This is a genomic window from Stenotrophomonas sp. 112478_Sma, from assembly GCF_056479905.1.
The window spans coordinates 448,122-474,085 of sequence record NZ_CM151072.1; the positions used below are offsets into that span (position 1 = coordinate 448,122).

Here is a 25,964-nt window from a genome sequence, read left to right on the forward strand (position 1 = left end):
ATCCACCCATGGCACATGTACACAGAAATCGAAAACAGCTGCTGACCCGGGTGCGCCGCATTGGCGGCCAGGTGGCGGCATTGGAGCAGGCGCTGGACAGGCCCGAGGGTGAAGCGGGCGACTGTGCGGACGTGCTGGTGCAGGTTGCGGCGGTGCGTGGTGCGGCCCACAGCCTGTTGATGGAGTTGCTGCACGAGCACCTGCAGGAGCATGTGGTCGGGGCTGAAGACCCGCAGCAGCGGGCGGCGGAGGCCGAGGTGCTGGTCGAACTGTTGCGGCGTTACGGGAAGTAACGCCGAGCGGGCCGTCGGCGATGCTCAGCAGTGGCGGTGCCGGCGCCGCGCGTTCCAGACGTGGGTGGCGGCCAGCAGCAGGCTGCCGGTGACGGTCAGCGGCGTTTCCCAGGCATGCGAAGGCAGCTCGAGCGCGCCGGCCAGCAGCAGGCCCAGGCCGAGACCGGCCGCGGTCCAGGCCATGACGGGCAGGCGATGGCGGCGGTCGGCCCGCCACAGGGCGTAGCCGGTCAGCGGCAGGGCGATCGCCACGAACAGCAGATGCACCCATTCGGCCTGGGCCCAGGCGCCGAACAGTGGCAACGCGGCGGCAAGCAGGGGCAGCGCCAGGCAGTGCAGCAGGCACAGGCTCGACAGGGCGAGGGCTCCGGCATCGAGCAGTGCGGGGGAAGGGGACTTCATGGGGGAGGTTCCTTGCGTAGCAATTGTTATACAGTAACATTTCTTTTCCGCAGCCAGACCGCTCCGACATGAACACTGTTTCCCGCGCCGACCGCCGCTTGCCCGTCACCGTGCTGTCCGGCTTTCTGGGGGCCGGCAAGACCACCCTGCTCAACCAGATCCTGCGCAACCGCGAGGGCCTGCGCGTGGCGGTCATCGTCAACGACATGAGCGAAGTCAACATCGATGCGCAGCTGGTGCGCGACGGTGGCGCCGAACTGCGCCGCACCGAAGAGACGCTGGTGGAATTCAGCAACGGCTGCATCTGCTGCACGCTGCGCGAGGACCTGCTGCAGGAAGTGCGGCGGCTGGCTGACAGCGGCCGCTACGACTACCTGCTGATCGAATCCACCGGTATCGGCGAACCGATGCCGGTGGCCGCGACCTTCGCGGTGCGCGATGAGCAGGGCTTCAGCCTGAGCGACATCGCCCGGCTGGACACGATGGTCACCGTGGTCGACGGCAGTGCCTTCCTGGCCGACTTCGGATCGACCCTGCGCCTGGCCGAGCGTGGCCAGCAGGCGGGACCGGACGACGACCGCGGGGTAGTCGACCTGCTCTGCGAGCAGGTCGAGTTCGCTGACGTGATCGTGGTCAGCAAGATCGACCAGGTGGATGAGGAAGTGGTGCAGGACACGCTGGCCGTGCTGCGCGGCCTCAACCGCGATGCGAAGCTGCTGCTGTCCAGCTTCGGTGATGTACCGCTGACGGAACTGCTCGATACCGGCCGCTTCGACTTCGAGCGGGCGCAGCGCGCACCGGGCTGGGTGAAGGAGCTGCGTGGCGAGCACACGCCGGAAAGCGAAGAGTACGGCATTGCCAGTTTCGTCTACCGTTCACGGCGGCCGTTCCATCCGGCCCGTTTCGCGCGCGCGTTGCGCAGTGGCATGCCCGGCGTGATCCGCAGCAAGGGCTGGTTCTGGCTGGCCAACCGCATGGACTGGGTGGGCGAGTTGAACTCGGTTGGCGCGGCAACGCGCACGCAGGCCGCAGGGTTCTGGTACGCCGCGCGTGATCGCGTACGTGCAGGCCTGGAAGACACCACGCCGCTGCTGCCGCCGACACCCCTGCCGTACAGCGATGTGGGCTGGGCGCGCCAGCAGGCCAACTGCTGGAGCGCTCCGCTGCCGGGCGTGGAGGACTTCTCGGATCGCGCCGCGCATGCCGCAATGGCGCGGCTGTGGCATCCGCTATGGGGGGACCGTCGGCAGGAACTGGTGGTGATCGGCGTGCACATGGACGAACGCGCGGTGCGCGCGGAACTGGATGCGTGCCTGCTGGATGACCAGGAGCTCCGCGCCGGCCCGCTGTTGTGGCAGCAGTTGCCTCAGTCGTTCCCGGCATGGAAGCGCTGACGGGAGGGGTTCAAGGGCGTGGGTCGTGCCATTGCCAACCGTCTGCTGTTACCTGCAGTACCTGCGTGGGCCGCAAGGCCTGCAGCAGGTGACGGTCGTGGCTGACCATCATCAACGCACCCGGCCATGCATCCAGCAGCTGTTCCAGCGCCTGCAGTGCCCCCAGGTCCAGGGCATTGCCGGGCTCGTCGAGCAGCAGCAGCTGGGGTGCCGGGTCGGCATACAGCACGCTGGCCAGTGCGCCCTTCACCCGTTCGCCGTCGCTGAGGCTGCTGGCGGGACGCTGGATGCGCTGCGCATCCAGCCCCAGCAACGCCAGGCGCGTGCGCAGCTCGCCAGGATCGGCGGCGGGGTTGGCGGCCTGCACGCTGTCCAGAATGCTGCGCGTACCGCACAACCCCAGCAGCTGCTGGTCCAGCAGGGCCAGCGGCGCCAGGCGCTGCACGGCGCCACTGCGGGCGGGCAGGTGATCGGCCAGCACACGCAGCAGGGTCGATTTGCCACTGCCGTTGTCGCCGATCACGGCGATGCGTTGCCGGCGACGGATCTCCAGCTGCAACGGCAGGCTGCAACCGTACGGCAGTACGAGATCAGTCGCCTGCAACAGGCGCGTACTGCCACGTTCGCCCTCGCCTGCAAACAGGGCCAGCTCGGGTGTGGCCTGCACGGCCGATGAAGCGGCGCGCAGCTGCGCGGCACTGGCCTGCAAGCGCTCGTTCTGGATCTGCTGCGCACGCCCGTGGCTGGCTTCTGCGCGCTGCTTCTGCCGGCCGAGCAGGATCGGTGCCTGGTTGGCCTGCTTCGCCTCGCGTGTGCCGCGTGCCTGCCGCTGCTGTTGGCGTTCGTGCTGCTCGCGCGCGCTGCGTTGCTGCCGCCGGTGCTGCGCACGTGCGTGGTCAAGCTGTGCGTCCGCTGCGTCCCGCTCGGCGGCGCGTGCCTCGGCATAGTGCTGCCAGGGTCCGCCGTAGCGACGCAGGCCGTGCGCGTCCAGCTCGACGATCTGCTGCATGTGCGATAGCAGTTCGCGGTCGTGGCTGATCACCAGCAGACCGCCGGTCCACTGCTGCAGCTGCGCGTAGAGTTGCTGCCGATGGCGGGCGTCGAGGTGATTGCTGGGCTCGTCCAGAATCAGCCAGTCGGCGCCACTGGCCCAGGCGCCGGACAGCGCCACCTGCATCGCCTGGCCACCGCTGAGGCGGGCCGCCGGCTGCGCAGGATCGAGATCGTCCGGTAGCTGTTGCGCCTGCCAGTGCTGTGCCAGCCGCTCGCGCAGATCCCAATGCTCGCCAATGCAGGCGAAGTCGGCCTCGTCGATGCTGCCAGCCTCGATCCGCGCCAGTGCGGCCAGCTGCGGGCCGACGCCGGCCAGTTCGCCGACGCTGCCACGGGGTGGGTGGCCGGGCGTGGGCAGCAGGAACACGTTGCCGCTGCGGTGCACGTCGCCGCTGTCCGGCGTGATCTGCCCCGCCAGCAGGCGCGCCAGCACGCTCTTGCCGGCACCGTTGGCGCCGACCAGGCCGGTGGCGACCGGTTCAAAGGAAAACGACAGGTCTGAAAACAGCGACCGGCCATCGGCCAGTCGATACGACACGCGATCGAGCGTGAGGAAATGTGCGGTCATGCGACCTCCATGGATGCCGTGTTCTCCCCTGCGCGCAGGGGCGGGAAGCGTCGGGCCGTCTAGTACGAAGACGGCGGCATCAATGGCGCATCGGTCGCGAGCCTCAAGGAGGAATGAGCGGCCAGTATAGCGCCGGCGGCTGAACGGTCGCGCTGCGGCGTGGCTACGGCACGGTGTCCAGGCGCGCGCCGACGAAGTCGATGAACACGCGTAGCTTCGGCAGCACGTGGCGTCCCGAGGGCCACAACAGGTGGAAGGTGCCGCAGGAGTGCACGTACTCGTCCAGCACCGTCACCAGGCGCCCGTCGGCCAGCGTATCGCGCACTGAATGCACGGGCACGAAGGCCAGGCCGACATCGCGCAGGGCCAGGGCCACACGGGCTTCGATGGTGTTGGCGACCATGTGCACGGGCAGTTCCTGCACGGGTTCGCCTTCGGGCCAGTGGATCGGCCATGGCTCCAGCTTGCCGCTGCTGGGGAAGCGGTAGTGCAGCAGCGTGTGCTGCAGCAGGTCGGCCGGGGTGCGGGGCGTACCACGCCGCCGCAGATAGGCCGGCGAGGCAACGACACGCCGGGGAAACACCCCCATCCGACGCGCGTTCATGCGCGAATCGCTGGGCTCGCCCACGCGCAGCACTGCGTCGAATCCTTCTTCGATCACGTCCACCAGGCGGTCACTGAAGTCCAGGTCGAGGCGGATGTCCGGATACGCCGCCATGAATTCGGCCATCAGCGGCAGGGTGAGGTCGCCGACCAGCGGCAGGCTGATGCGCAGGGTGCCACTGGGCGTGGCATGCGGTTGCGCCAGTTCGGTACGCGCGGCATCGCGCTCGTCGAGGATGCGCCGGCAACGGGCCAGGAACAGCTGGCCCTCTGCGGTGAGGGTGATGCTGCGCGTACTGCGGTGGAACAGGCGTACGCCCAGGGCCTGTTCCAGCCGCGCCACGCATTTGCCCGCCGCGGAGGCGGAAATGCCCTGCAGGCGCCCGGTTTCGACGAAGCTGCGGGTGTCGGCGGCGTGCACGAAGGTCTGCAGGTTGGCGAGATTGTCGAGAACGGACATGGGCGTGGCAGGCAGGGGAGCGGCGGGGGGAATGCAACACCGTGATGCAGCGCGTTGACGCGCGATGATGGCCTTCCGGTTCCGGGCATCATGCCCATTGCGGACTCCCCGGTCCATGATGCGCGGAGCGGCAACCGGCTTTTTGCCGGCGTCCAGGCTGCCTAAGGTGGCGGCCTCTCCCCCCACGGACTGCCGTCATGAATGCCGCTCTTTCCCCAGTGACTGAACCCGCCCTGCCGTCGGTGCAGCGCCTGCTGCAGCAGGTGCACCCTCATCGGCTGGTCGGTGCGGTCGTGCAGGTGCGCGTGCACGGGGTGCTGCGCCACGCCAGCGCCACCGGCCTGGCCGACCGTGAACGCGGCGAACCGATGCGCCGTGACCATCTGTTCCGCCTGGCATCGGTGAGCAAGCCTCTGCTGACGGTGGTGATCCTGCGCCTGGTCGCCGAGGGCGTGCTTGATCTGGATGCGCCCGTGCAGCACTGGCTGCCCGATTTCCGGCCGACGCTCGCCGACGGCAGCACGCCGGCCATCAGCCTGCGCCAGCTGCTCAGTCACAGCAGCGGCCTGGGCTACCGCTTCCTGGAAGCCGATGCGCACGGCCCCTACGCGCGCGCCGGCGTCAGTGATGGCATGGATGCCAATCCGCTGTCGCTGGCCGACAATGTGCGGCGTATCGCACAGGTGCCCCTGCTGTTCCCGCCGGGCAGCCAGTGGATGTACTCGCTGGGCGTGGACGTGGCCGGGGCGGTGGCCGAAGCCGCAACGGGCGAGACCCTGCAGGCGTTGTTCGAGCGCCTGCTGGCGACGCCGCTCGGCCTGCGCGACACCGCCTTCGCAACCGGCGACGCGAGCCGCCTGGCCACGCCCTATGTCAGCGACGACCCGCTGCCGCACCGCCTGCGCGAGGGCGAGGTCGTGCCGGTGTTCCCGGAAACGGTCGGTATCGAGTACAGCCTGGCCCGGGCCACCGATGCCAGCCGCTATCCGTCGGCCGGCGCGGGCCTGGTCGGCACGGCCGACGATCTGATGACCGTGCTCGAGGCGCTGCGCGACGGGCAGGCGTCTGCGCTGCTGCCGGCCCCGCTGCTGGCGCAGATGGGCACGCCGCAGGTGGGTGAGGCGGGGCCGCCGGAGCCGGCAGGCTGGGGCTTCGGCCTGGGATTTGCCGTGCTGCGCGATGCGGTTGCCGGCGCAACGCCGCAGGCGCCGGGCAGCTGGCGCTGGGGCGGTGCCTACGGCCACAGCTGGTTCGTCGACCCGGCACGGGGCCTGAGCGTGGTGGCGCTGACCAATACGCTGTACGAGGGCATGGACGGTGCATTCGTGGATGAACTGCGCGATGCGATCTACGCCGATCTGGAGGCTGCACGATGAGTGGCCACGCGATCGATGCGGCCGCACCCGCGGGTGCGGCCTCGCGCCTGCCCTGGGCCGGCCTGCTGGCGCTGGCCGGCGGTGCCTTCATCACCCTGCTGACGGAAACACTGCCGGCCGGGGTGCTGCGTCCGATGGGCGCCAGCCTGGGTGTGAGCGATGCGGCGGTGGGTCAGCTGGTCAGCGTGTACGCGCTGGGTTCGGTACTGGCGGCGCTGCCGATGACCGCGCTGACCCAGCGTTTGCCGCGTCGTCCCCTGTTGCTGGCCGCGATCGCCGGCTTCGTGCTGGTCAATACGCTGACCGCGTTGAGCAGCAGCTACGCGCTGATTCTGGCGGCGCGCTTCCTGGCCGGCGTCAGTGGCGGCCTGCTGTGGTCGCTGGTAGCAGGTTACGCCGCGCGCATGGTGGTGGCTGAACTGCAGGGACGGGCCATCGCGGTGGCGATGATCGGATCGCCGTTGGCCCTGTCACTGGGCGTCCCGGCCGGCACCCTGCTGGGCCAGCAGATCGGGTGGCGCTGGGCGTTCGCCCTGATGAGCGTGCTGGCGGTGCTGCTGCTGGTCTATGCGCGCTGGGCCCTGCCGGCCCTGCCCGCAGCTGGTTCCGGACGGCGTGTGTCGCTGGCTGCGGTATGGCGCATGCCGGGCGTGCGCAGCACCTTGCTGGTGATGGCGCTGTACGTGCTCGCGCACAACGTGCTGTACACCTACATCGAGCCTCTGGCCTTGCAGGCCGGTGCGGGGGCCTGGCTGGACCGCCTGCTGCTGGCGTTCGGCATGGCGGCCCTTGTCGGTATCGCGATCGCTGGCTGGGGCGTGGATCGTCACCTGCATGCGCTGGTCTGGAGCACGGTGCTGGGCTTCATCGCCGCCGTCATGGCGCTGCTGTTGTGGCCGGTGAGCGCGACCGCACTGCTGCTGGCGACGATCGCGTGGGGTGTGGCGTTCGGCGCGGTGCCGACCCTGTTCCAGACGGCATTGGCGCGGCGCGCCGGCGCGGCGGCCGACCTTGCGCAGTCGATGCTGGTGACCGGCTGGAACCTGGCCATTGCGGCTGGCGGAGTGGCCGGTGGCCTGGTGCTGCAGTCCGGTGACGCGCGCCATCTGGGCTGGCTGCCGCTGCTGTTGCTGGCGGCAAGTGCGGCGTGGCTGATCGCACGCCCGAAGGCCTGGGCGTAACGCTTACGGCAGTGGCTCCTGTTCGATCGGTACGCTGCGCGGGTTCTGCATCTGTTCGCGCGCTGCGCCGTAGCGCTGCTGCCGCTTGTGGTGGAACGCCACGAATTCGTCACGTGGCAGCGGCCGGGAGAACAGCCAGCCCTGCCCGAACTGCACCTTTTGACCGTGCAGATAGGCCAGCTGCGCTTCTGTCTCCACGCCTTCGGCCACGACCCACAGGCCCAGCTCGCGCGCCATGCCGATGATGTGCGGGGTGACCGGGCTGGTGGCACTGTCGGTGCCGATCGCATCGACGAAGGACTTGTCGATCTTCAGCGCATCCAGTGGCAGCTGTGCCAGGTACTGCAGGCTGGAATAGCCCACGCCGAAATCGTCGATGGCGACGCTGTGCCCGGCGCGGCGTGCCGCGGCCAGCATCGTGCGGGCGCGGTCCAGGTCGAGGAAGCCGCGCTCGGTGGCCTCCATCCAGATCTGCTGCGGCAGGATGCCGCTGCCGGTCATGTGCTTGGCGATCATCTTCAACGCGCGGCCGCTGCTGATGTCTTCAGCTGCCAGGTTGATCGCCACGTGCGCGCTGCGATCGCCGACCAGCAGTTCGCGCAGGTCGCGCACCACGTTCTCGATCACCAGATCGGTGACATCGCCGATCATGCCGGCCTCTTCGGCCAGCGGAATGAACAGGTCCGGACGCACCTGGGTGCCGTCCGGACGCTGCCAGCGCACCAGCGCTTCGGCGCCCACGCAGATGCCGGTGTCCAGTTCGATGATCGGCTGGTAATGCAGGTACAGCTCGCGACGGCGGATGGCGGTGGCCAGTTCACCCCGCAGCGACAGCCGGCGGCGCGACAACCAGATCACCAGGCCGGCACCGGCGGCGGCCAGCAGCACGCCCAGCGGCACGAACAGCCACGCCTGCTGGCGGAAGCTGGCGGTGAGCGCGGTCCGCGGGGTGGTGGCGATGGCCAGCCATTCTTCATTGCGAGCGGTGGCGTACAGCGTGTTCTGGTCCAGACCAATGCCGGGATCGCGCAGCAGGCTCTGCAGCAGCGCCGGATCCATGTCGTTCTGCCGGGCCAGCAGGCGGCCGTCGGGGCTGGCCAGGGCCAGCCGCACGTTCGGATCAACGATGACATCGACGAAGCGGCGGGGATCGACCAGTACGTCGTAGGAGCCATACAGGATCGACAGCACCTTGCGGCGGCCGCTGGTCTCGGGACGCACATCGACCGCGATGCCGGCGCCGTCGCTGGTGACGTGGTCCGGCCTGGGCTGGTTCACGTCGGACAGGAACGGCCCCCATGAGGTGCACCGCAGTTTGCCGCCTTCGAAATAGCCCAGCTGATCGGCCGAAGGGGTGGTCATCACCAGCGTCTGCATGCGCCGGATGTGCTCCGGGCTGCAGGCGGGGAGTGCGGTGGCCTCGGCTGATTTCAGTGCGGCCAGTGCTTCCTGGTAGGACAGGTCCGCACGCCGCAGGGTGCGTTCGGCGATGTCATGCAGGCGCTGCTGCTCCACGCTCACGGCGCGGTCCCACGTGGCGTAGGCCATGACGGCGATGGGAATGGCCGCCGCCAGCAGCGCCAGCGCGGTTCCCCCGATGATGATCCGCAGTCGGCTCACGTCCGGGGCTCCAGCAAGGCAGGCAGGGCAGGGCGCATGGTCGGGCCGATCCTTGGGCAGATGCGGCTATCTGAGCATGCCGCCGCGCCGGGCGGAATGGGACGAATCAGGTATTCGGTCACATTGTGGTGAAAGCGGCTAACTTTGCCGGATTCAGCCCGTCCCCAGCTGGCGCAACCGGCCCGGGAGGACTACCGTCGGACGCTTCGCCCGCCGATTCCGCGCCATGACCGACCCTGCCCAGCCCCCCGAGCATCTGCGCCGCAGCCTGTCCAACCGCCACCTTCAGCTGATTGCCATCGGCGGTGCCATCGGCACCGGTCTGTTCATGGGATCGGGCAAGACCATCAGCCTGGCCGGCCCGTCCATCGTGTTCGTCTACCTGATCATCGGCGCGATGCTGTTCTTCGTCATGCGCGCGATGGGCGAACTGCTGCTGTCCAACCTGCAGTACAAATCCTTCATCGATTTTTCCACCGATCTGCTCGGGCCCTGGGCCGGCTTCTTCTGTGGATGGACCTACTGGTTCTGCTGGATCGTCACCGCCATCGCCGATGTCATCGCCATCGCTGCTTACGCACAGTTCTGGTTCCCCGGCCTGGATGCGTGGATTCCGGCACTGATGTGCGTGCTGTTGCTGCTGGGGCTGAATCTGGTGACAGTGAAGCTGTTCGGTGAGATGGAGTTCTGGTTCGCGCTGATCAAGATCGTGGCGATCTGCGCGCTGATCATCACCGGCGCCGGCCTGGTGGCGTGGGGCTTCACCTCGCCCAGCGGGCACACCGCCTCGCTGGCCAACCTGTGGAACGACGGTGGCATGTTCCCGATGGGACTGGTCGGCTTCTTTGCCGGTTTCCAGATCGCGGTGTTCGCCTTCGTCGGCATCGAGCTGGTGGGAACCACCGCCGCTGAAACCGCCGACCCGGAGCGCAACCTGCCCAAGGCGATCAACTCGATCCCGGTGCGCATCATCATCTTCTACGTGCTTGCGCTGGTGGCGATCATGGCAGTGACGCCGTGGCGGCAGGTGGTGCCGGACAAGAGCCCGTTCGTGCAGCTGTTCGTATTGGCCGGGATCCCTGCCGCCGCCAGCCTGATCAATTTCGTGGTGCTGACCTCGGCAACGTCCTCGGCCAACAGCGGCATCTTCTCCACCAGCCGCATGCTGTATGGCCTGGCGGAAGAAGGCCACGCGCCGCGCGGCCTGTCGAAACTGTCGCGCGCGGCGGTGCCGGCCCGCGGGCTGCTGTTCTCCTGCCTGTGCCTGCTGGGCGGCACGCTGCTGATCTACCTGATCCCGAATCTGGTGACCGCCTTCACCCTGGTGACGACGCTGGCGACGGTGCTTTTCATCTTCGTCTGGTCGCTGATCCTGGTGGCCTACATGGTCTACCGCCGCCGTTACCCGCAGCGCCACGCGGCCTCGATCTTCAAGATGCCCGGTGGCGTGGCGATGTGCTGGGCGTGCCTGGGGTTCTTCGCCGGCGTTCTGGTCCTGCTGAGCCTGCAGGCCGATACCCGCCAGGCCCTGATCGCGAGCCCGGCGTGGTTCGTGCTGTTGGGCGTGGGCTATGCGCTGCGCAGCCGGATGGCCCGCTAGGGGCGCGGCCACCACCGCATTCACCCATCGTTAGCGGGGGCGGCCGGATGATCCGGCCGCCATGACCCGCCGCCCCGTCCTCGCTGCGCTGATGCTGCTGTCCCTCCTGTGGGCCGGGACGGCGGCTGCGCGCACGGTGTACCGCTGCGTGCAGGGCAACACCGTCAGCCTGGCCACCGCGCCGGAACCCGGTTCGCGCTGCACCGCGCGCGATATCGACGACAACGCCATCCAGACCCCGAACCTGTGGGGCAACATGGGGGTGTTCAGCGGCGTGCTGTACGAACGTGAGCAGGACGGCCGGCTGGTCTATTCCACCCGCAATCTGCCGGGCTCGCGGGTGTTCCTGAAATTCACCGTGGCCACGCCGCCGGGCGAGCCTGCGCATGAGGGCCTGGGCCGGGTCGGCAAGCCGCAGCTGGCACCGCACGCGCGGCAGTTCAGGGCGGCAGCGAAGGCAACCGGTGTTGATGATGCCTGGCTGCGTGCCATCGCCCACGCCGAAAGCAACTTCGACGCGCTGGCGGTGTCCAGCAAGGGCGCCCAGGGCGTGATGCAGCTGATGCCCGAGACCGCACTGGAGTACGGGGTGAGCGACCCGTTCTCGCCACAGCAGTCAATCGACGGTGGCGCGCGCTACATGCGCGCGCTGCTGCGCCGCTACAACGGCGACCGCACGCTTGCCGCGGCCGCGTACAACGCCGGCATCGGCGCGGTGACCCGCTACAAGGGCGTACCGCCCTACGCGGAAACGCTGGCCTACGTGGACAAGGTGATGGCGTTGTACACGCGCTATCGCGAGGCGATGGGCATCCGCATCGAGGTGCCGGCAAAGTAGCCACTCGTCGGACGGTGATTGTGGGCGCCCCTCGGCCGCGGCAGGATGGCGCTGCACGGGTGGGCGGGGGAGCGCCGGCCCGGGCGTCGAGGGACGATCCGGCCTGCAGCATCGAATCCACAGGGGGATGTGCATGAAGCCTATCAGGAGCGTGGTCGCGGCATTGTTGTTCGCGATCGCATGCAATGGCTGTGCCAGCAAGAACGTGTTGTATCGCGATGCCGAACGACGACAGGACGCAACCGCGCTGTTCCTGGACCGTGAGGGAAGTCTCTACCCTGCAGCCAGCGTAGCGGTGCCGGTGCAGCAGATGCTGGAAGGGGCACGCCCGTCGTCGGCGGATTTCGCGACGCTCCGGCATCTCTACCAGCAGTCGGCAGTGCCAGGTGCTGCCTCGGCAGAGGCGTGGCGCAGCCTGCTTGCCGATACCGGGGTGACGCCCGACGCCGCCTTCACCGACACCTGGCAGCAGATCCAGCAGGTGCTGCGTGCGCGCGCCTCGCAGCAGCTGGATCGTGCTGCGGAGGACGGCCGTGTGGTGGTGCTGCTGGTGCACGGCTACAACAACGACTACCGCGAGGCGGCCGCCTGGTACGAACGGGTGGAGCGTGATTTCCGCGAGCGCGGGGCGGCCAGCGGGCAGACGTTGTCATTCGTGCGCGTGTACTGGGATGGCCTGCATGGCAATGCGTTCCGGATCTGGGGCGCCGCCCAGCTCAACGGGCCTTACGTGGGGCTGGAGCTGCGCAGGGTGCTGGCGGGTGTGGACAACAGGGACATGCCGTTGCGGGTGTTCACCCACAGCTCGGGTGCGTACGTGATGAACAACGCACTGGGCAACGGCTCTTCGCCGCTGCGCGGCATGCAGGACGCTTACTACCGTCGCGCTGCCGGTCTGGATGGCTATGGATTCCCGCCGCTGCGCAACCTGCGCATGGCCATGCTGGTGCCGGCGCAGCCGCCGACGGCGATGGCCAACTACCATCATCCGCGCCTGGAGCAGACATTCGGCACGATCCCCGACCGGTTGATCCTGGGCCTGAGCCGGCACGATTTCGCCACCGGCAAGGGCCGCCGGCTGGGGTCGTGCAGGATGGCGGGCAACACCTGCATGGCCACCCACATCCGCTATTCCTGCGCAGCGGTACGGCGCGACCTGCGCAGCAGCGAATCGCACGGGCGAAAGCAGGTGTGGGCCGTCGCGTTTCCGCAGCCCGCGCTGAGATCGCATCCCCATGCGGTAGCGTCCTACATGCAGGATGGCGACTGGAAGCTGTTCGCCGACGCGCTGCTGCTCGACACCGCGCTGGAGCCGGCCAACCAGGCTGCGCTGTGCGAGCGCAGGGTAGGGCCGCTGAAGCACAGCGATGCCTGGCCTGACGAAATAAAAGTGCGCGCTGCAACAGCACCCGAGCGTGCGGCTGAGGCCGATGCGGGTTGGCATTGGTGGAACTACTGGCTAAGTTCGTCGCTCCCCGTTGAATGATGGAACACGATGGCGCGGCGATACTGGATGGCGGCGGTTGCGGTGGCAACCGCCGGTGCATTGGCGGCGACCTTCTGGCTGCCGGACGAACCCCACCCCGAGACACCTGCGGGACCGGCGCCGACGCCGCTGGCATGGACCGCGCAGATCGAACTGCTGGCCGGTGATGGCCATCCGGGTGATCGGGATGGGGCCTCCGTGCAGGCGCGCTTCGCCGATCCCTACGCGCTGCTGCGGTTGGACGATGGCAGCGTCTACTTCACCGATGGCGGCGACAACAACCGTATCCGCCGCCGCCTGCCCGATGGCCGCGTCGAGACCGTGGCCGGGCAGGGCGAAGGTCGCGTCGATGGCCCGGCACTGCAGGCACGCTTCCACACGCCGTCCGGCATCGCCGCCGATGCACAGGGCAATCTGTACGTGGCCGACACCGGCAACCATGCGATCCGCCGCATTGGCGTCGATGGCCAGGTGACCACGGTGGCCGGCGGCGAGCAGGGATACGCCGACGGTCCCGGCGCGCAGGCACGTTTCGATGCGCCGATGGGTATCGCCTTGGATGCGCAGGGGCAGATCTACGTGGCCGATACCTGGAACGACCGGATCCGGGTGATCGGCACCGACGGCAGTGTGCGCACCCTCGCCGGGGGCGATCGGCCCGGCTTCATCGACGCGGCAGGAGGCGAGGCGCGGTTCGATACACCGGTGGCGTTGGCCTTCGACGCGCACGGGGTCCTGCTGGTGGCGGATCTGTTCAACAACGCGGTGCGTCGTGTCGGTGCCGATGGCACGGTCAGCACGTGGGTCGGCAGTGGCGGGGTCATCAACGGGCCGCTGTCGCTGACCGCGACCCATGATGGCGTGCTGTACGTGGGCGACCTTGAGGGACGCGTGGTACAGGTCACCGCACAGGGCCACCAGATCGCACTGGTCGGTAATGACCGACTGCCGCGGCTGGCGCGCCCCAGCGGCCTGGCGCTGGATGCGGATGGCAGCCTGCTGGTGGCCGACGCGGCCGGATACCGGCTGCATCGGCTGCGGCCGCTGCCGGTGGGCGAGCTTCCGGCCCCTGCGCTGGTCGGACCCGCCGCTGATGCAGCGCTGCCGGACACGGCCGGGCGCTGGCCGCTGGCACCGCAGGAGGGCTGGCACGAAGTGGTCGGCACGCTGGGCGAGGTGCGGGGCAATTTCAGGGGTGAGAGCCGGCACCATCTGCACGGCGGCTTCGATGTGCGCGGCGATGTCGGCCAGACCGTGCTGGCCATTGCCGAGGGCAAGATCAGCAGCCCGGTGGCCAGCTGGAGCCTGGGCGGGCAGGGCGAAGGGCTGGCGGTGGACCGGCTGAAGTACATCCACATGCGGGTGGGCCGCACGCCGCGCGGGGAACCGTTCGACGCGCGCTGGCAGGCGCTGTATGACGACCAGGGCGCGCTGGAACGCATCCGCGTGCGCCGGGGCACGCGCATCCACGTGGGCGATCGCCTGGGCAGCATCAACAGCCAGGCGCACGTGCATCTGGCGGTGGGCACCAGCGGCTTTGAAACCAACGCGGTCGCGCTGGGGTTCCGCAACTTCGCCGATCACTTCGCGCCGCGCATCACCGATGTGGCGCTGCTGGACGCCAACGACCAACCGATGACGGCGGGGAGCGACGGCAGCGTGATGGTCGCGCGGCAGGGACGGGGCGTGCAGATCGTGGTCGAGGCCTGGGACCAGGTCGACAACAACCTGGCCCGGCGCAGGCTGGGCGCGTACCAGGTGGGCTACCAGATCCTGGATGCGGCCGGTCGGCCGCTGCAGGGCTACGAGCAGCCGCGCTGGAACATCGTGTTCAACCGCATGCCGCCGCAGAATGCCGCCGTAAAGGTTGCCTACGCACCGGACAGCGGCATCACGGTGCACGGCAGCGCCGTCACCCGTTTCCGCTACCTGGTCACCAACACCGTGCGCGATGGCCTGATGGAGACCGGTCGCTGGCAGCCGGCAGCACTGCCGCCGGGGGACTACATCGTGCGTGCCAGCGTGCGCGACTACAGCGGCAACGAGGGCATCGGCAAGCGCGAGGTCAGAGTACGGCTGCTGCCATAGCGGGCGGGGCGCCGCAGCGCTCACGCTCGGCGTCCATGTCCTCCAGCGGGCGCACTTCGATGCTGCCGAACCGTGCCCACGGGAACTCGCGCGCGATGCGCATCGCCTCGTCACGGTCGCGCGCCACAATGAGATTGAAGCCGGCCAGCAGCTCGCGGGTTTCGGCGAACGGGCCATCCAGCACCCGGCTGTGGCCATCGCGGACGCGCAGGGTCTGCGCGGTATCCACCGGCTGAAGCTTCTGCGCCAGAAGCAGCGTGCCTTCGGCCTGCAGCCTGTCGGCGTGGGCCAGGCAGTCGCGCATCAAGGTGTTGAAAGCCTCGGTCGGCAGGGCCTGCAGCAAGGCAGGTTCGATGTAGATCAGAAGCAGGTACTGCTGCATGGCGCGATCCTGGCGGGGGCGGACCTGCATGATCGCGCAGGTTTGCGCCGGGGCATGTTGCAGCGCGGGAGACCGGTGCCCGATGCCCCCCCCAAAAAAAACTTTCAGAATTTGTCGATTCCCCGTCCCCTCGTTCGTTGTAACAGTGAAGGGCGCGCACCTGCGCCCCACGGGAGACCCACATGAAAGTCATGGTGATCGTCAAAGCCAACGCCGATTCCGAAGCCGGACGCCTGCCCAGCGAGCAGGAGCTGACGGCCATGGGCGCCTACAACGAACAGCTGGTTGCCGCCGGCATCATGCTGGCCGGTGAAGGCCTGCATGCCACCGCGCGTGGCCGCCGCATTCACTTCGGCGGCGCCGGACCGCAGGTCGAGAGCGGCCCGTTCGCGCCCGTCGCCGACCAGATCGCAGGCTTCTGGCTGTGGAATGTCCGCTCGCTCGACGAGGCTGTGGAATGGGCCAGCCGCGCCCCCTTTGGCAGTGGTGGCACGCTCGAGGTGCGCCCGCTGATCTCCGCCGAAGACTTCGGCGAAGCCTTCACCCCCGAATTACAGCAGCAGGAACAGCGTCTGCGCGAGCAGCTCGAAGGCTGAGCCCCGCCGCGCCGCGAACACTCGACATCTTCAACCGAACGGAGCACCCCGATGAAACTGATTCCCTTCCTTGGCTTCAGCGGCCAGGCCCACGAGGCGATGGCCTTCTACGCCAAGGCCCTGGGTGGCCAGGTCACCTCGGAAATGAAGTACCGCGACATGCCCCCCTCCGACGGCTCGCCGGGATGCAACGAGATGCCGGCCGACACCCTTGACCACGTGGCCCACAGCCAGCTGGAAATCGGCAGTGCCATCCTGATGGCCGCCGACGGCCCCGGTGCCGGCGAAGGCGGCTCGACCACCATCAATGTCGATGTCGACAGCATCGAGGAGGCCGAGCGCGTGTTCGCCGCGCTGGCCGATGGGGGCCAGGTGCAGATGCCGATCGCCGAGACGTTCTGGGCGCACCGCTGGGGCATGTTGACCGATCGCTACGGCAAGCCGTGGATGGTCAACTGCATGAAGCAGCCCTGATCGCCCGCCTTCTTTCCATTTCCCAGGGAACCTGAGCAATGAGCACACCGCAACCGCAGATGATCTTCGTCAACCTGCCCGTGCAGGATCTGGACAAGTCCAAGGCCTTTTTCGCCGCACTGGGCTACCACTTCAACCCGGCGTTCACCGATGAGAACGCGGCCTGCATGGTGGTCAGCGACAGCATCTTCGTGATGCTGCTGGTCAAGCCGTTCTTCCAGCAGTTCACCACCAAGGCGATCGCCGACGCGCAGGCGCAGACCGAGGTGATCACCTGCCTGTCCGCCGACAGCCGCAACGCAGTGGACGTGATGGTGGACAAGGCACTTGCCGCCGGTGCCAGTGAACCGCAGCCGGCGCGCGACGAGGGTTTCATGTACCAGCGTGGCTTCCAGGACCTGGACGGACATCTCTGGGAAATCGTCCACATGGACGGCGAGCCGGGCTGAGCGGCTACGCCGGACGACAGGAGAACGCTCATGGCTTACGTCGATGCCTATGTGCTGCCGTGCCCGGAGGACAAGGTCGCGGCCTACCGCCGCCTTGCCCGCAAGGCCGGTGCGGTGTGGAAGGATCACGGTGCGCTTCAGTACATGGAATGCGTGGCCGACGACGTGGAACCCGGCACGTCGACCTCGTTCCCGCGTGCGGTGAAGGCCAAGCCGGGCGAGACCGTGATCGTGGCCTTCGTGGTGTTCCGATCGCGTGCGGCACGTGACCGCATCAACGCGAAGGTGATGGCCGATCCGCGCCTGGCCGGCATCGGCCCGAAGGACATGCCGTTCGATACCCGGCGGATGTTCTGGGGCGGTTTCAGGCCCATCGTCGAAGCGTGACTGCCGGTGCTTGTGCGGCGGGAACGTGCATGCTGTGATCGACGCATGCACGAGCCCTCCCTGACCCAGCGCCTGGAGACTCTCTGGCGGATGGAATCGCCAGTGTTGATCGCGCGCCTGGCGCGGCTGCTCGGCGGTGATGTCGGCCGTGCCGAGGAACTGGCCCAGGACACCTGGCTGGCTGCGCTGGAGCGTTGGCCGGAGCAGGGCATCCCGGACAATCCTGGAGCCTGGCTGATGACCACTGCGCGCAACCGGGCCATCGATGTACTGCGCCAGCACCAGCGGGTGGCGCAGCAGCATGCGCAGTGGGGCGAGGCGCTGCATCCGGCCGCGCTGCCGGCACCCGATGACAGCACCGCGCTGGAAGACGATCTTGGCGACGATCTGCTGCGCCTGATGTTCGTGGCGTGCCATCCGGTACTGCCCGCCGACGCGCGCGTGGCGCTGACCCTGCGCCTGCTCGGCGGGCTGACCACGAGCGAGATCGCGCGCGCGTTCCTGCAACCGGAACCGACCATCGCCCAGCGCGTGGTGCGTGCCAAGCGCACGCTCGCGCAGAAGCAGGTGCCCTATGAAGTGCCGCGTGCCGAAGCGTTGCCCGCGCGCCTGGCCTCCGTGCTGGAAGCGATCTACCTGGTGTTCAACGAAGGCTATGCCGCCAGTGCCGGCGATGACTGGATGCGGCCAGCGCTGTGCGAGGAGGCGCTTCGCCTGGCGCGCATTCTCGCCCACCGCATGCCGGCCGCCGCCGTGCTGGGACTGTTGGCACTGATGGAACTGCAGGCGTCGCGCGCCGCGGCGCGGGTGGATGCGCAGGGCCGGCCGGTGCTGCTGGACCAGCAGAACCGCGCACGCTGGGACTGGCTGCAGATCGAACGCGGGCGGCAGGCGCTGGCGCGCGCGCTGTCGGCCGGCGGTAGCGACGATCCCTACGTGCTGCAGGCCTGCATTGCCGAGTGCCACGCAACGGCGCGCCAGGCCGACCAGACCGATTGGGCGCGCATCGCCGGGCTGTATTCGCGGCTGCTGCAGATCCAGCCTTCGCCTGTGGTGGCGTTGAACCGGGTGGTGGCCATCCTGCGCAGTGAGGGCGCGTTCGCTGCCTGGGCGCATCTGCAGCCGCTGCTCTCCGATGACCGTCTGCGTGACTACGCACCGTTGCAGGTCGTCCGTGGCGAGGTGCTGCAGCACCTGGGTCGGGTCGAAGACGCCCGGCAGGCGTTCCAGGCCGCTGCCGCGCTCACCGACAACGTGCGCGAACGCGATCACCTGCTGGCACGGGCCCATCCGACAGTGCCAAAAGCGCCTTAAATCCCTCGGGCCCCTTTTGTACACTCGGCTGGGATTTCCCTGCTGGAGAGAGCAATGAAGCGAGTAGCACTGGGCGTGCTGGCCCTGTCGGTGTCGGGCGCGCTGATGGCGGCCACGCCGAAATTCGATGGCGCGCGGATTTCCGCCGACGTGAAGGAACTGGCCTCGGACGCCTATGAGGGCCGTTCGCCGGCCACGACGGGCGAAGCGAAGACCATCGCCTACCTGAGCAAGCAGTTTGCAGACGCCGGGCTGCAGCCGGGCGGCGACCTGAAGGACGGCAAGCGCCTGTGGACCCAGGCCGTGCCGCTGCGCAAGGGCGACATCGTGGGGACGCCGCAGCTGGCCCTGCATCAGGGTGACAGGACCATCGCGCTGGAGCAGGGCAAGCAGATCGCCGTGCGCGCGGCCATGAACGGCGCCAGCACGGTGGACATCAGCAAGGCGCCGCTGGTCTTCCTCGGCTACGGCGTGAAGGCCCCGGAGCGCAACTGGGACGACTTCAAGGGCGTGGACCTGAAGGGCAAGATCGCGGTCGTGCTGATCAACGACCCGGACTTCGAGACCGGTAAGGGCGACTTCGACGGCAAGGGCATGACCTGGTACGGCCGCTGGCCCTACAAGTACGAGGAAGGCGCACGCCAGGGCGCGCTGGGCGTGCTGATCGTGCATGAGACCGCACCGGCCTCGTACGGCTGGGCAACGGTGGCCGGCTCCAACACCAACACCATGTTCGATGTGGTGCGCGACAACCCGGCCGACAGTCACCCTCTGCTGGAAGGCTGGATCCAGCGCGACCTGGCCGTGGACCTGTTCCGCGCGGCCGGCCAGGATTTCGAGGCACTGAAGAAGAAGGCGCAGCAGCGCGACTTCACGCCGGTCACGCTGACCGGCGCCAGCCTGGACGCGAAGTATGCGGTGAAGACCGAGGTGATCACCTCGCACAACGTGGCGGCGCGGCTGGAAGGCAGCAGCCACCCGGACGAGACCGTGATCTACAGCGCCCACTGGGACCACATCGGCGTGGGCGAGCCCGATGCCCGCGGCGACCGCATCTTCAACGGTGCGCTGGACAATGCCAGTGGCACCGCTTCGCTGATCGAACTGGCCCGTGGCTTCGCCAAGGGCAAGCAGCCGCAGCGCTCGCTGCTGTTCCTGGCGGTCACCGCCGAAGAAAAGGGCCTGCTGGGTTCGGAGTACTACGCGACCCATCCGTTGTATCCGCTGGAGAAGACCGTGGCGGTGATCAACATGGATGGCATGGCGCCGTTCGGCCCCTCGCGCGACTTCGGCATCTACGGTGCCGCGCGCTTCGAGCTGCTGGACCAGCTGAAAGAGGTGGCCAAGGGCTGGGACATCCGCTATACGCCCGATCCGAAGCCGGAAGCGGGCCTGTTCTTCCGCTCTGACCATTTCCCGTTCGCCAAGCGCGGCGTGCCGGCGCTGTCCTGGTCGGCCGGACAGGACTGGGTGGACGGGGGCGTGGCTGCTGGCAGGAAGGCGTCGGAGGACTACACCGCCAAGCGCTACCACCAGCAGGGCGACGAGTGGCAGCCGGACTGGGTGTTCGCCGGCGCCGCCCGCGACCTGGAGGTGCTGTACACCCTGGGCAACCAGCTGGCGAACTCGCGCAGCTGGCCGAACTGGAGCAAGGACGAGTCGTTCCGCGCCGTGCGTGACGAAAGCGCGGGGCAGCGGAAGTAAGGGAAGGCGGGGCGCTGCCCCGCCCCCCGGTAGCGCCGGGCCACGCCCGGCGTTTCCGTGAGGGGTTCCATCGCGGCTTTCCCGCACTTCGTCGCAGGCCGCTTGTCTGCCCGGCAGGCCGCCCTATGCTCGGCTTACCCCTTTCACCAAGGCGCCGCCGTGTTCGCCAGCCTCACTCTCATTTTCCGTCATCTGTTGGCCTGGGCCGCGGCGCTGGTCGTGGCCGGCATGGTCTGGAGCGGCATCTTCAGCGGCATGAACGATGGCCCGGGCTGGATCTTCGGCCTGCTGGCGATGTTCCTGATGATTACCGCGCTGGGCAGTGCGATCAGCCATGTGCGCCGGGTCTGGCTGGTGGCCGGGCGCCTGGACGCGAGCACGCTGTCCGGGCGCCAGCGTCGGCAGGTGGAACTGCCGATGGATGCCGGCCAGGCCTTTGCCGTGGTCGAGGCGGCCGTGGCCGAGCTGCCCCGGGTAGAGGACGTGGAAAGCGCGGCCGGCAGCCTGCAGGTGCGCGCCTACGTGCGCCGCGTCGACCCCTGGAACGGCCGCCAGCCCTCGCGCTGGAACCTGCCCGCGCGGCTGGCGATCAAGCGCAACGGCGTGCTGGCCACGGTCACGCCCGGGCAGGGCACCAGTACCGTCACCCTGCTGTTCGAGCCCGATGCGGGCTGGTGGGCCGATCTGCTGGCGCTGGACGAAGGCAGCAACTACGAGAATGCCGAAGCGGTCACCCGTGCGATCAGCCGTCGGGTGGCCGACCAGCGCCGCACCGAGCAGGCCGCCGCGGAGCAGACCCAGGTGGAAAAGGAGCTGTCGGTGGCGCGCCTGAACCTGCTGCACGCGCAGGTCGAGCCGCACTTCCTGTACAACACGCTGGCCAATGCCCAAGTGCTGACCCGCACCGATCCGGCGCGGGCCGAGCAGATGCTGGGACACCTGATCCAGTACCTGCGCAGTTCGTTGCCGCAGGTGGACGAATCGATGTCGACCCTCGGCGTGGAGCTGGAGCGTACCCGCGCGTACCTGGAGATCCTGCGGATCCGCATGGGCGCAAGGCTGGCGGTGGAGGTGCAGGTGCCGCCGGAACTGCATGCGGTGAAGCTGCCGGCGATGGCGCTGCAGACGCTGGTCGAGAACGCGATCAAGCACGGCCTGGAGCCCAAGCCGGGAGGTGGAACGATCTGGATCCTGGCGCGCGGCTTCGACGACCACGTGACGGTGACCGTGGCCGATGATGGGCTCGGCTTCAGCCAAGGCACCACCAGTGGCACCGGCATCGGCCTGAAGAACCTGCGCGAGCGGCTGCGCCTGACCTGCGGCGAGCAGTCCGGCGTAGCGATCGTCGCCAATTTCCCCAGCGGCGTTGCTGCGACCATGACATTGCCGCCATCCAGCAAGGAACGCAGCCATGCCGCTTGAAGCCCTGATTGCAGAGGACGAGGAACTGCTGCGGCAGTCGCTGGTGGACCAGCTGCGCCGGCTGTGGCCGGAGCTGAAGCTGGTGGCCGAGTGCGAAGACGGCGCCAGTGCACTGGAGCAGCTGGCCGAGAAGCAGCCGGACATCGCTTTCCTCGACATCCGCATGCCGGGCATCACCGGCATCGAGGTCGCGCGTGCACTGTCCGAGCTCAGCCCGCGCACGCAGGTGGTGTTCGTCACCGCCTACGACCAGTACGCCATCGATGCCTTCGAACAGGGTGCGATGGACTACCTGCTCAAGCCGGTCAGCGATGAGCGCCTGCTGGCCACGCGCGAGCGCATCCTGGCACGGTTGCCCTCCACGCGCCACGATGATGCGGTGCTGGAACGCCTGCTGCAGCGTCTGGGACCGGGACAGAACGATGACCGCCCGCCGCTGGCGTGGATCACCGCCAGCAATGGCCGCGAGACCCAGCTGATCATGCTGGAGGACGTGGTCTACTTCCGCGCGGACAACAAGTACACCACCGTGATCACCGCCGCCGGCGAGAGCCTGCTGCGCACCCCGCTGCGCGAACTGCTGGAAGTGCTCGATCCGCAGCACTTCCGCCAGATCCACCGCTCGACCATCGTCAACATGAAATCGGTCGCTGCGGTCAGCCGCGACGATACCGGGCGCGGTGTGCTGCGCCTGCGCCAGCGGCCGGAAACGCTGGTGGTCAGCCAGCCCTTCATGAGCCTGTTCCGCGGCATGTAGCCGCGACGTTGCATCTGCCCCGAGGAATGACCATGCCCCGTCTGCTGCTTGTGTGTGCTGTGCTGCTGGCACTGGCCGGCTGCGAAAAATCCAGTAATTCCTCGATTACCCGCGCGCGCGCCAACGGCGTGGACACGCTGTACAGCAAGGGCACCGTCGTCGATGGTCAGGCGCGGTTCCAATGCATCGCCAGCAGCAGTGGCAGGTGCCACTATCTCGTGCTGGATCCGGCCTGCAGCACCGAGGCCACCTGCGCCACGCCGCCCCTGCGGCGTTTTTCGGTGGCCGTAGGCCAAACCGAAACCATGCGAGGCCTGCCCGAGGGCTTCCACCAATGCGTCAGCCAGGACCCGATAGAACAATGCCACCGTGAGTGATCACGGTGGCATTGTGGACCCCCCCGTTTTCCGCAAGGGTCAGTAGGCAGGCTGCAGCGTCAGTTCGTGATGGTGTTCGGTTTCGCCTACATGGTTCAGCCGCCCGACCAGTTCGGAGTGCTGCTTCATCCGTCCGATCTCGGTCATGATGCGGATGTCCTCATGGCGCAGCTCGCGCCTGGCGGTGACCGCCTGCTTGTAGTCCAGCACTTCCGGGTAGTGCTCGGCCAGGTCCAGCGCCTCGGCCACATGCTCGACGCTGTCGGCCTTGGAACTGATGCGGGCCCGGCTGTTGAAGGCTTTCATCCAGCGCTCGAAGCCGGCCTGCTGGTCGAACATGTTGGCCATGAACCAGATCACGAACAGGATCGAGACCCATGAGCCGAACACGATCACCACGCGGGTGAAGGTGATATGGAAGTCGTCACGCCACAGGTAGTTGGCGATCAGGCCCAGAATCACCAGCGACGCCGCCTGCCAGCCGATGATGGAGGCGATCAGCCACTGGCACTTGGCCTGGGCCAGCACCGCCACTTCATCGCGGATCTGCTGCTCGCTGAGATTGCGCCAGTGCGCGACCTGTTTGTCGAACGGGCTGCTGTAGAGCTCGTTGTCGCGAAGCAGAATTCCCAAACCCTTGAACAAAGCAATCATGGCTGGCTCCTTGTGGAACGTGCGTCGATCAGCGTTGGACGGTGTGGCGGGTTCAGTTCTAGCACTTCCAGCGAGCGGTGCAATGGGCGGAACGCCAAGCGGCGTAAGGGTCTTGTCCGGCCGGGTGAAGTTTTGTGCGATGCAGCACAGTGCCCGCACCCTGCGACAGGATGTCGCAGGGTGAAACGTGCTGCGGGCGCACATGAAACCGGGGATGAGCAGGGATCCCGGCAATCGGCCTCGTCTTCGGCCTGAATCGGCACCGACCGCGCAGCCTGCCAGGCCCGGTGCGGATGAAAACGGGCGCCTCGCGGCGCCCGTTTCCCTCATCTCACCAGACTTTGACCCGCTTGTCGGGGGCCAGGTACAGCTTCTGGCCCTCCTTCACCTCGAACGCCGGGTACCAGGCGTCGATGTTGCGCACGGTGAGCGCGCGGAACTGGCCCGGCGCGTGCACGTCGGTCAGCAGCGAATTGCGCAGCGCCTGCTCGCGGCTCTTGCTGCGCCATGCCTGGGCGAAGCCGAGGAAGAAGCGCTGGTCCGGGGTGAAGCCTTCCAGGGTCTGGCCCGGCTTGCCCTGCAGCGACAGCTGGTAGGCGTCGTACGCCGTTCCCAGACCGGCGACGTCGGCGATGTTCTCGCCCAGCGTCAGCTTGCCGTTGACGTGCACGCCGGGGAACGGCTCGTAACTGCTGAACTGGGCCGCGAGCGCGTCGCCGGCGGCGTTGAACTGCTTCAGGTCCTCGGCGGTCCACCAGTTGTGCAGCTTGCCGGTCTCGTCGAACAGCGCGCCGGCATTGTCGAACCCGTGGCTGATCTCATGGCCGATCACCGCACCGATCGCACCGTAGTTCACCGCATCATCGGCGGCCCCATCGAAGAACGGCGGCTGCAGGATCGCGGCCGGGAACACCAGGCGGTTCTCCAGCGGCACGTTCATCGCGTTGATGGTCTGCGGCAGCATCGCCCACTCACCGTGGTCGACCGGCTTGCCCAGCTTGGCGATGTTGCGCTGGTACTCGAACAGCTCGGCGCGCTGTGCATTGCCCAGCGGGTCGTCGCGGCGGATTTCCAGACCGCTGTAATCGCGCCATTTTTCCGGATACCCCATGCCCACGGTCAGGCCGGCCACCTTTGCCTTGGCGCTGGCCTTGGTCTGCGGCGACATCCACGACAGCGCGTCGATGCGCCTGGCGAACGCGGCGATGATGTTCTTCGCCATTTCGTCCGCGCGCTCCTTGGTCCTGGCGTCGAAGTGCTTCTCGACATAGCGCTTGCCGATGGCCTCACCGACGGCGTGGTTGGCATCATCCACCGCGCGCTTCCAGCGATCGCTCTGCTGCGGCGTGCCGCTCAGCGCGGTGCCGTGGAAGGCGAAGCGGGCATCGGCGAACTTCTTCGGCAGGTACGCCGCGGCGCGATCCAGCGCATGGAAGGCCAGGTAATCCTTCCAGACCTCCAGCGGCTCGGTGGCCACCAGCCTGGACAGCCCGGCCACCGCCCTGGGCTGCCAGACGATGAAGTCCTGCTGCTTGCCCAGTGCAGCGGCATCGAGGAAGGCGGTCCAGTCCATGCCCGGGGCCTTGGCGTTGAAGTCAGCCTGGGTCCAGGGGTTGGCACCCTTGGTCACGTCGTTGGTTTCTTCCTGGGTGGCGTGCGCCTGCGCGATCTTCGTTTCCAGCGCAACGATGCGCTGCGCCTTGCCGGCCGGGTCGGCGCTGCCGGCCAGCTGCAGGAGCTGCGCGATATAGGCCTGGTACTGCTTGCGCAGTTCGGCCATGCGGCCGTCGCCCAGATAGAAGTCGCGGTCGGGCATGCCAAGTCCGCCCTGCACCAGATACGGCGCGGTGCGGTCCGGCTGCAGCAGATCGACCGAGACCCACAGGCCGAACAGGCGGTCGGTGTAGAAGTTGGTGGCATTGAGCAGGTCGACATCGGCGCGCATGTCGCCGCCCAGCGCGCGGGCCAGGCCGGCCTTGTCAGTGATCGCATCGATCGCCTTCAGCTGCGGCTGCACCGGTGCGATACCCCGCTGCTCGATGCCGGCCTCATCCATGAACGCGGCGTAGTAATCGCCGATCAGCTTGTCCTCGCCGCTGGCCTGGGCATTGCCGGCAGCGCCTTCGAGGATGGCGCGGGTGTCGGCCTGGGTCTTCTCCGCGATGACGTTGAAGCTGCCGAAGCGCGAGCGGTCGGCGGGGATCTGGGTGTTCTTCACCCAGGTGCCATTGGCGAAGCCGAAGAAATCGTCGCCGGCGGCGATGCTGCGATCCATGCCGCTGGCATCGAAGCCGAAGCTGCCCAGCATCGGCTTGGCGGCTGCGGGGGCGGATGCGGCCGGCGCGGCGGTACTGGCCGCCGGATCGGCGGCGCGGTCGCAGGCGGCCAGGGACAGGCTGGCAGCAATGGCCAGTGCCAGGGTGGGACGGCGCAGCTTGGACATGGACTTCTCTTGCGGCGGGAAAACGCCAAGTCTAATCCGCTCC

The 25,964-nt window shown here is 68.1% G+C and carries 24 protein-coding genes; 17 read left to right on the plus strand and 7 right to left on the minus strand.

Annotated features, from left to right (window positions below):
- Nucleotides 1–8: 8 nt before the first annotated feature.
- Nucleotides 9–293 (plus strand): metal-sensing transcriptional repressor, encoded by a 285-nt coding sequence (locus ACZK08_RS02035; RefSeq protein ID WP_049417302.1) that lies wholly within the window; start codon nucleotides 9–11, stop codon nucleotides 291–293.
- A 24-nt stretch (nucleotides 294–317) separates the two neighbouring features.
- Here ACZK08_RS02035 and ACZK08_RS02040 read toward each other — a convergent pair whose 3' ends face one another.
- The gene (locus ACZK08_RS02040; RefSeq protein ID WP_053518817.1) at nucleotides 318–695 is read right to left on the minus strand and encodes a MerC domain-containing protein; all 378 of its coding nucleotides are present in this window, start codon (nucleotides 693–695) and stop codon (nucleotides 318–320) included.
- A 68-nt stretch (nucleotides 696–763) separates the two neighbouring features.
- On the opposite strand from ACZK08_RS02040, the gene ACZK08_RS02045 reads away from it, so the two are divergent.
- Nucleotides 764–2,089, plus strand: a complete 1,326-nt coding sequence (locus ACZK08_RS02045; protein ID WP_065182547.1) for a GTP-binding protein — start codon at nucleotides 764–766, stop codon at nucleotides 2,087–2,089.
- A gap of 10 nt (nucleotides 2,090–2,099) precedes the next feature.
- On the opposite strand, the gene ACZK08_RS02050 is transcribed toward ACZK08_RS02045, so the two are convergent.
- Nucleotides 2,100–3,710 carry an ATP-binding cassette domain-containing protein gene (locus ACZK08_RS02050; protein ID WP_065182546.1) on the minus strand — a complete coding sequence of 537 codons (1,611 nt, stop codon included), beginning with the start codon at nucleotides 3,708–3,710 and terminating at the stop codon, nucleotides 2,100–2,102.
- A 163-nt stretch (nucleotides 3,711–3,873) separates the two neighbouring features.
- Nucleotides 3,874–4,773 (minus strand): LysR family transcriptional regulator, encoded by a 900-nt coding sequence (locus ACZK08_RS02055; protein ID WP_065182545.1) that lies wholly within the window; start codon nucleotides 4,771–4,773, stop codon nucleotides 3,874–3,876.
- Nucleotides 4,774–4,970: 197 nt separating this feature from the next.
- On the opposite strand from ACZK08_RS02055, the gene ACZK08_RS02060 reads away from it, so the two are divergent.
- A complete protein-coding gene (locus ACZK08_RS02060) occupies nucleotides 4,971–6,149 on the plus strand; it encodes a serine hydrolase domain-containing protein (protein ID WP_065182544.1) in 1,179 nt (392 codons plus the stop codon).
- Nucleotides 6,146–7,330 carry an MFS transporter gene (locus ACZK08_RS02065; protein ID WP_065182543.1) on the plus strand — a complete coding sequence of 395 codons (1,185 nt, stop codon included), beginning with the start codon at nucleotides 6,146–6,148 and terminating at the stop codon, nucleotides 7,328–7,330. Before ACZK08_RS02060 ends, ACZK08_RS02065 begins: the two co-directional genes overlap by 4 nt.
- Nucleotides 7,331–7,333: 3 nt before the next feature.
- Here the strand turns inward: ACZK08_RS02065 and ACZK08_RS02070 are convergent, their stop codons facing one another.
- Nucleotides 7,334–8,950 (minus strand): EAL domain-containing protein, encoded by a 1,617-nt coding sequence (locus ACZK08_RS02070; RefSeq protein WP_065182542.1) that lies wholly within the window; start codon nucleotides 8,948–8,950, stop codon nucleotides 7,334–7,336.
- A gap of 226 nt (nucleotides 8,951–9,176) precedes the next feature.
- Here ACZK08_RS02070 and cycA point away from each other — a divergent pair, with 226 nt between their 5' ends.
- From cycA to ACZK08_RS02090, 4 genes are all read left to right on the plus strand, one after another.
- A complete protein-coding gene (gene cycA, locus ACZK08_RS02075) occupies nucleotides 9,177–10,550 on the plus strand; it encodes a D-serine/D-alanine/glycine transporter (RefSeq protein WP_065182541.1) in 1,374 nt (457 codons plus the stop codon).
- Between the two features lie 61 nt (nucleotides 10,551–10,611).
- Nucleotides 10,612–11,388 carry a lytic transglycosylase domain-containing protein gene (locus ACZK08_RS02080; RefSeq protein ID WP_065182540.1) on the plus strand — a complete coding sequence of 259 codons (777 nt, stop codon included), beginning with the start codon at nucleotides 10,612–10,614 and terminating at the stop codon, nucleotides 11,386–11,388.
- Between the two features lie 133 nt (nucleotides 11,389–11,521).
- Nucleotides 11,522–12,874 carry a hypothetical protein gene (locus tag ACZK08_RS02085; protein ID WP_155761053.1) on the plus strand — a complete coding sequence of 451 codons (1,353 nt, stop codon included), beginning with the start codon at nucleotides 11,522–11,524 and terminating at the stop codon, nucleotides 12,872–12,874.
- Nucleotides 12,875–12,883: 9 nt separating this feature from the next.
- Complete coding sequence (locus tag ACZK08_RS02090; RefSeq protein ID WP_065182538.1) at nucleotides 12,884–14,962, plus strand: gluconolaconase; 2,079 nt, start codon at nucleotides 12,884–12,886, stop codon at nucleotides 14,960–14,962.
- Here the strand turns inward: ACZK08_RS02090 and ACZK08_RS02095 are convergent.
- Entirely contained in the window at nucleotides 14,940–15,344 is a 405-nt protein-coding gene (locus ACZK08_RS02095) for a YciI family protein (RefSeq protein WP_065175397.1), read from the minus strand. The genes ACZK08_RS02090 and ACZK08_RS02095 overlap by 23 nt on opposite strands.
- A 182-nt stretch (nucleotides 15,345–15,526) precedes the next feature.
- On the opposite strand from ACZK08_RS02095, the gene ACZK08_RS02100 reads away from it, so the two are divergent.
- From ACZK08_RS02100 to ACZK08_RS02140, 9 genes are all read left to right on the plus strand, one after another.
- Nucleotides 15,527–15,940: a YciI family protein gene (locus tag ACZK08_RS02100; RefSeq protein WP_053518842.1), complete on the plus strand. Its 414-nt coding sequence runs from the start codon at nucleotides 15,527–15,529 to the stop codon at nucleotides 15,938–15,940.
- Nucleotides 15,941–15,991: 51 nt separating this feature from the next.
- Complete coding sequence (locus ACZK08_RS02105; protein ID WP_065182537.1) at nucleotides 15,992–16,414, plus strand: VOC family protein; 423 nt, start codon at nucleotides 15,992–15,994, stop codon at nucleotides 16,412–16,414.
- Between the two features lie 38 nt (nucleotides 16,415–16,452).
- Nucleotides 16,453–16,863, plus strand: a complete 411-nt coding sequence (locus ACZK08_RS02110; protein WP_065182536.1) for a VOC family protein — start codon at nucleotides 16,453–16,455, stop codon at nucleotides 16,861–16,863.
- Nucleotides 16,864–16,893: 30 nt separating this feature from the next.
- The gene (locus ACZK08_RS02115) at nucleotides 16,894–17,250 is read left to right on the plus strand and encodes a DUF1428 domain-containing protein (RefSeq protein WP_053518847.1); all 357 of its coding nucleotides are present in this window, start codon (nucleotides 16,894–16,896) and stop codon (nucleotides 17,248–17,250) included.
- A gap of 45 nt (nucleotides 17,251–17,295) precedes the next feature.
- Nucleotides 17,296–18,564 carry an RNA polymerase sigma factor gene (locus tag ACZK08_RS02120; RefSeq protein ID WP_065175393.1) on the plus strand — a complete coding sequence of 423 codons (1,269 nt, stop codon included), beginning with the start codon at nucleotides 17,296–17,298 and terminating at the stop codon, nucleotides 18,562–18,564.
- Between the two features lie 54 nt (nucleotides 18,565–18,618).
- A complete protein-coding gene (locus ACZK08_RS02125; RefSeq protein ID WP_065182535.1) occupies nucleotides 18,619–20,268 on the plus strand; it encodes a M28 family metallopeptidase in 1,650 nt (549 codons plus the stop codon).
- 159 nt (nucleotides 20,269–20,427) lie between these two features.
- Complete coding sequence (locus ACZK08_RS02130) at nucleotides 20,428–21,690, plus strand: sensor histidine kinase (protein ID WP_053518853.1); 1,263 nt, start codon at nucleotides 20,428–20,430, stop codon at nucleotides 21,688–21,690.
- The gene (locus ACZK08_RS02135; RefSeq protein ID WP_065182534.1) at nucleotides 21,680–22,447 is read left to right on the plus strand and encodes a LytR/AlgR family response regulator transcription factor; all 768 of its coding nucleotides are present in this window, start codon (nucleotides 21,680–21,682) and stop codon (nucleotides 22,445–22,447) included. Before ACZK08_RS02130 ends, ACZK08_RS02135 begins: the two co-directional genes overlap by 11 nt.
- A 32-nt stretch (nucleotides 22,448–22,479) precedes the next feature.
- Nucleotides 22,480–22,824: a hypothetical protein gene (locus ACZK08_RS02140; RefSeq protein ID WP_053518860.1), complete on the plus strand. Its 345-nt coding sequence runs from the start codon at nucleotides 22,480–22,482 to the stop codon at nucleotides 22,822–22,824.
- Between the two features lie 39 nt (nucleotides 22,825–22,863).
- Here the strand turns inward: ACZK08_RS02140 and ACZK08_RS02145 are convergent, their stop codons facing one another.
- Nucleotides 22,864–23,478, minus strand: coding sequence for a hypothetical protein (locus tag ACZK08_RS02145; protein WP_053518857.1), 615 nt, complete (start codon nucleotides 23,476–23,478; stop codon nucleotides 22,864–22,866).
- Nucleotides 23,479–23,809: 331 nt separating this feature from the next.
- Nucleotides 23,810–25,921 carry a M13 family metallopeptidase gene (locus tag ACZK08_RS02150; protein ID WP_065175391.1) on the minus strand — a complete coding sequence of 704 codons (2,112 nt, stop codon included), beginning with the start codon at nucleotides 25,919–25,921 and terminating at the stop codon, nucleotides 23,810–23,812.
- Between the last annotated feature and the right edge of the window lie 43 nt (nucleotides 25,922–25,964).

What these genes read in the sequence shown, in the direction of transcription:
- ACZK08_RS02120 (WP_065175393.1), top strand. Translation starts at nt 17,296, where the DNA reads ATGCACGAGCCCTCCCTGACCCAGCGCCTGGAGACTCTCTGGCGGATG.
- ACZK08_RS02080 (WP_065182540.1), top strand. Translation starts at nt 10,612, where the DNA reads ATGACCCGCCGCCCCGTCCTCGCTGCGCTGATGCTGCTGTCCCTCCTG.
- ACZK08_RS02055 (WP_065182545.1), bottom strand. Translation starts at nt 4,773, where the DNA reads ATGTCCGTTCTCGACAATCTCGCCAACCTGCAGACCTTCGTGCACGCC.
- ACZK08_RS02140 (WP_053518860.1), top strand. Translation starts at nt 22,480, where the DNA reads ATGCCCCGTCTGCTGCTTGTGTGTGCTGTGCTGCTGGCACTGGCCGGC.
- ACZK08_RS02065 (WP_065182543.1), top strand. Translation starts at nt 6,146, where the DNA reads ATGAGTGGCCACGCGATCGATGCGGCCGCACCCGCGGGTGCGGCCTCG.
- ACZK08_RS02105 (WP_065182537.1), top strand. Translation starts at nt 15,992, where the DNA reads ATGAAACTGATTCCCTTCCTTGGCTTCAGCGGCCAGGCCCACGAGGCG.
- ACZK08_RS02150 (WP_065175391.1), bottom strand. Translation starts at nt 25,921, where the DNA reads ATGTCCAAGCTGCGCCGTCCCACCCTGGCACTGGCCATTGCTGCCAGC.
- ACZK08_RS02045 (WP_065182547.1), top strand. Translation starts at nt 764, where the DNA reads ATGAACACTGTTTCCCGCGCCGACCGCCGCTTGCCCGTCACCGTGCTG.
- ACZK08_RS02145 (WP_053518857.1), bottom strand. Translation starts at nt 23,478, where the DNA reads ATGATTGCTTTGTTCAAGGGTTTGGGAATTCTGCTTCGCGACAACGAG.
- ACZK08_RS02135 (WP_065182534.1), top strand. Translation starts at nt 21,680, where the DNA reads ATGCCGCTTGAAGCCCTGATTGCAGAGGACGAGGAACTGCTGCGGCAG.
- cycA (WP_065182541.1), top strand. Translation starts at nt 9,177, where the DNA reads ATGACCGACCCTGCCCAGCCCCCCGAGCATCTGCGCCGCAGCCTGTCC.
- ACZK08_RS02085 (WP_155761053.1), top strand. Translation starts at nt 11,522, where the DNA reads ATGAAGCCTATCAGGAGCGTGGTCGCGGCATTGTTGTTCGCGATCGCA.
- ACZK08_RS02090 (WP_065182538.1), top strand. Translation starts at nt 12,884, where the DNA reads ATGGCGCGGCGATACTGGATGGCGGCGGTTGCGGTGGCAACCGCCGGT.
- ACZK08_RS02035 (WP_049417302.1), top strand. Translation starts at nt 9, where the DNA reads ATGGCACATGTACACAGAAATCGAAAACAGCTGCTGACCCGGGTGCGC.
- ACZK08_RS02110 (WP_065182536.1), top strand. Translation starts at nt 16,453, where the DNA reads ATGAGCACACCGCAACCGCAGATGATCTTCGTCAACCTGCCCGTGCAG.
- ACZK08_RS02095 (WP_065175397.1), bottom strand. Translation starts at nt 15,344, where the DNA reads ATGCAGCAGTACCTGCTTCTGATCTACATCGAACCTGCCTTGCTGCAG.
- ACZK08_RS02050 (WP_065182546.1), bottom strand. Translation starts at nt 3,710, where the DNA reads ATGACCGCACATTTCCTCACGCTCGATCGCGTGTCGTATCGACTGGCC.
- ACZK08_RS02060 (WP_065182544.1), top strand. Translation starts at nt 4,971, where the DNA reads ATGAATGCCGCTCTTTCCCCAGTGACTGAACCCGCCCTGCCGTCGGTG.
- ACZK08_RS02125 (WP_065182535.1), top strand. Translation starts at nt 18,619, where the DNA reads ATGAAGCGAGTAGCACTGGGCGTGCTGGCCCTGTCGGTGTCGGGCGCG.
- ACZK08_RS02100 (WP_053518842.1), top strand. Translation starts at nt 15,527, where the DNA reads ATGAAAGTCATGGTGATCGTCAAAGCCAACGCCGATTCCGAAGCCGGA.
- ACZK08_RS02040 (WP_053518817.1), bottom strand. Translation starts at nt 695, where the DNA reads ATGAAGTCCCCTTCCCCCGCACTGCTCGATGCCGGAGCCCTCGCCCTG.
- ACZK08_RS02115 (WP_053518847.1), top strand. Translation starts at nt 16,894, where the DNA reads ATGGCTTACGTCGATGCCTATGTGCTGCCGTGCCCGGAGGACAAGGTC.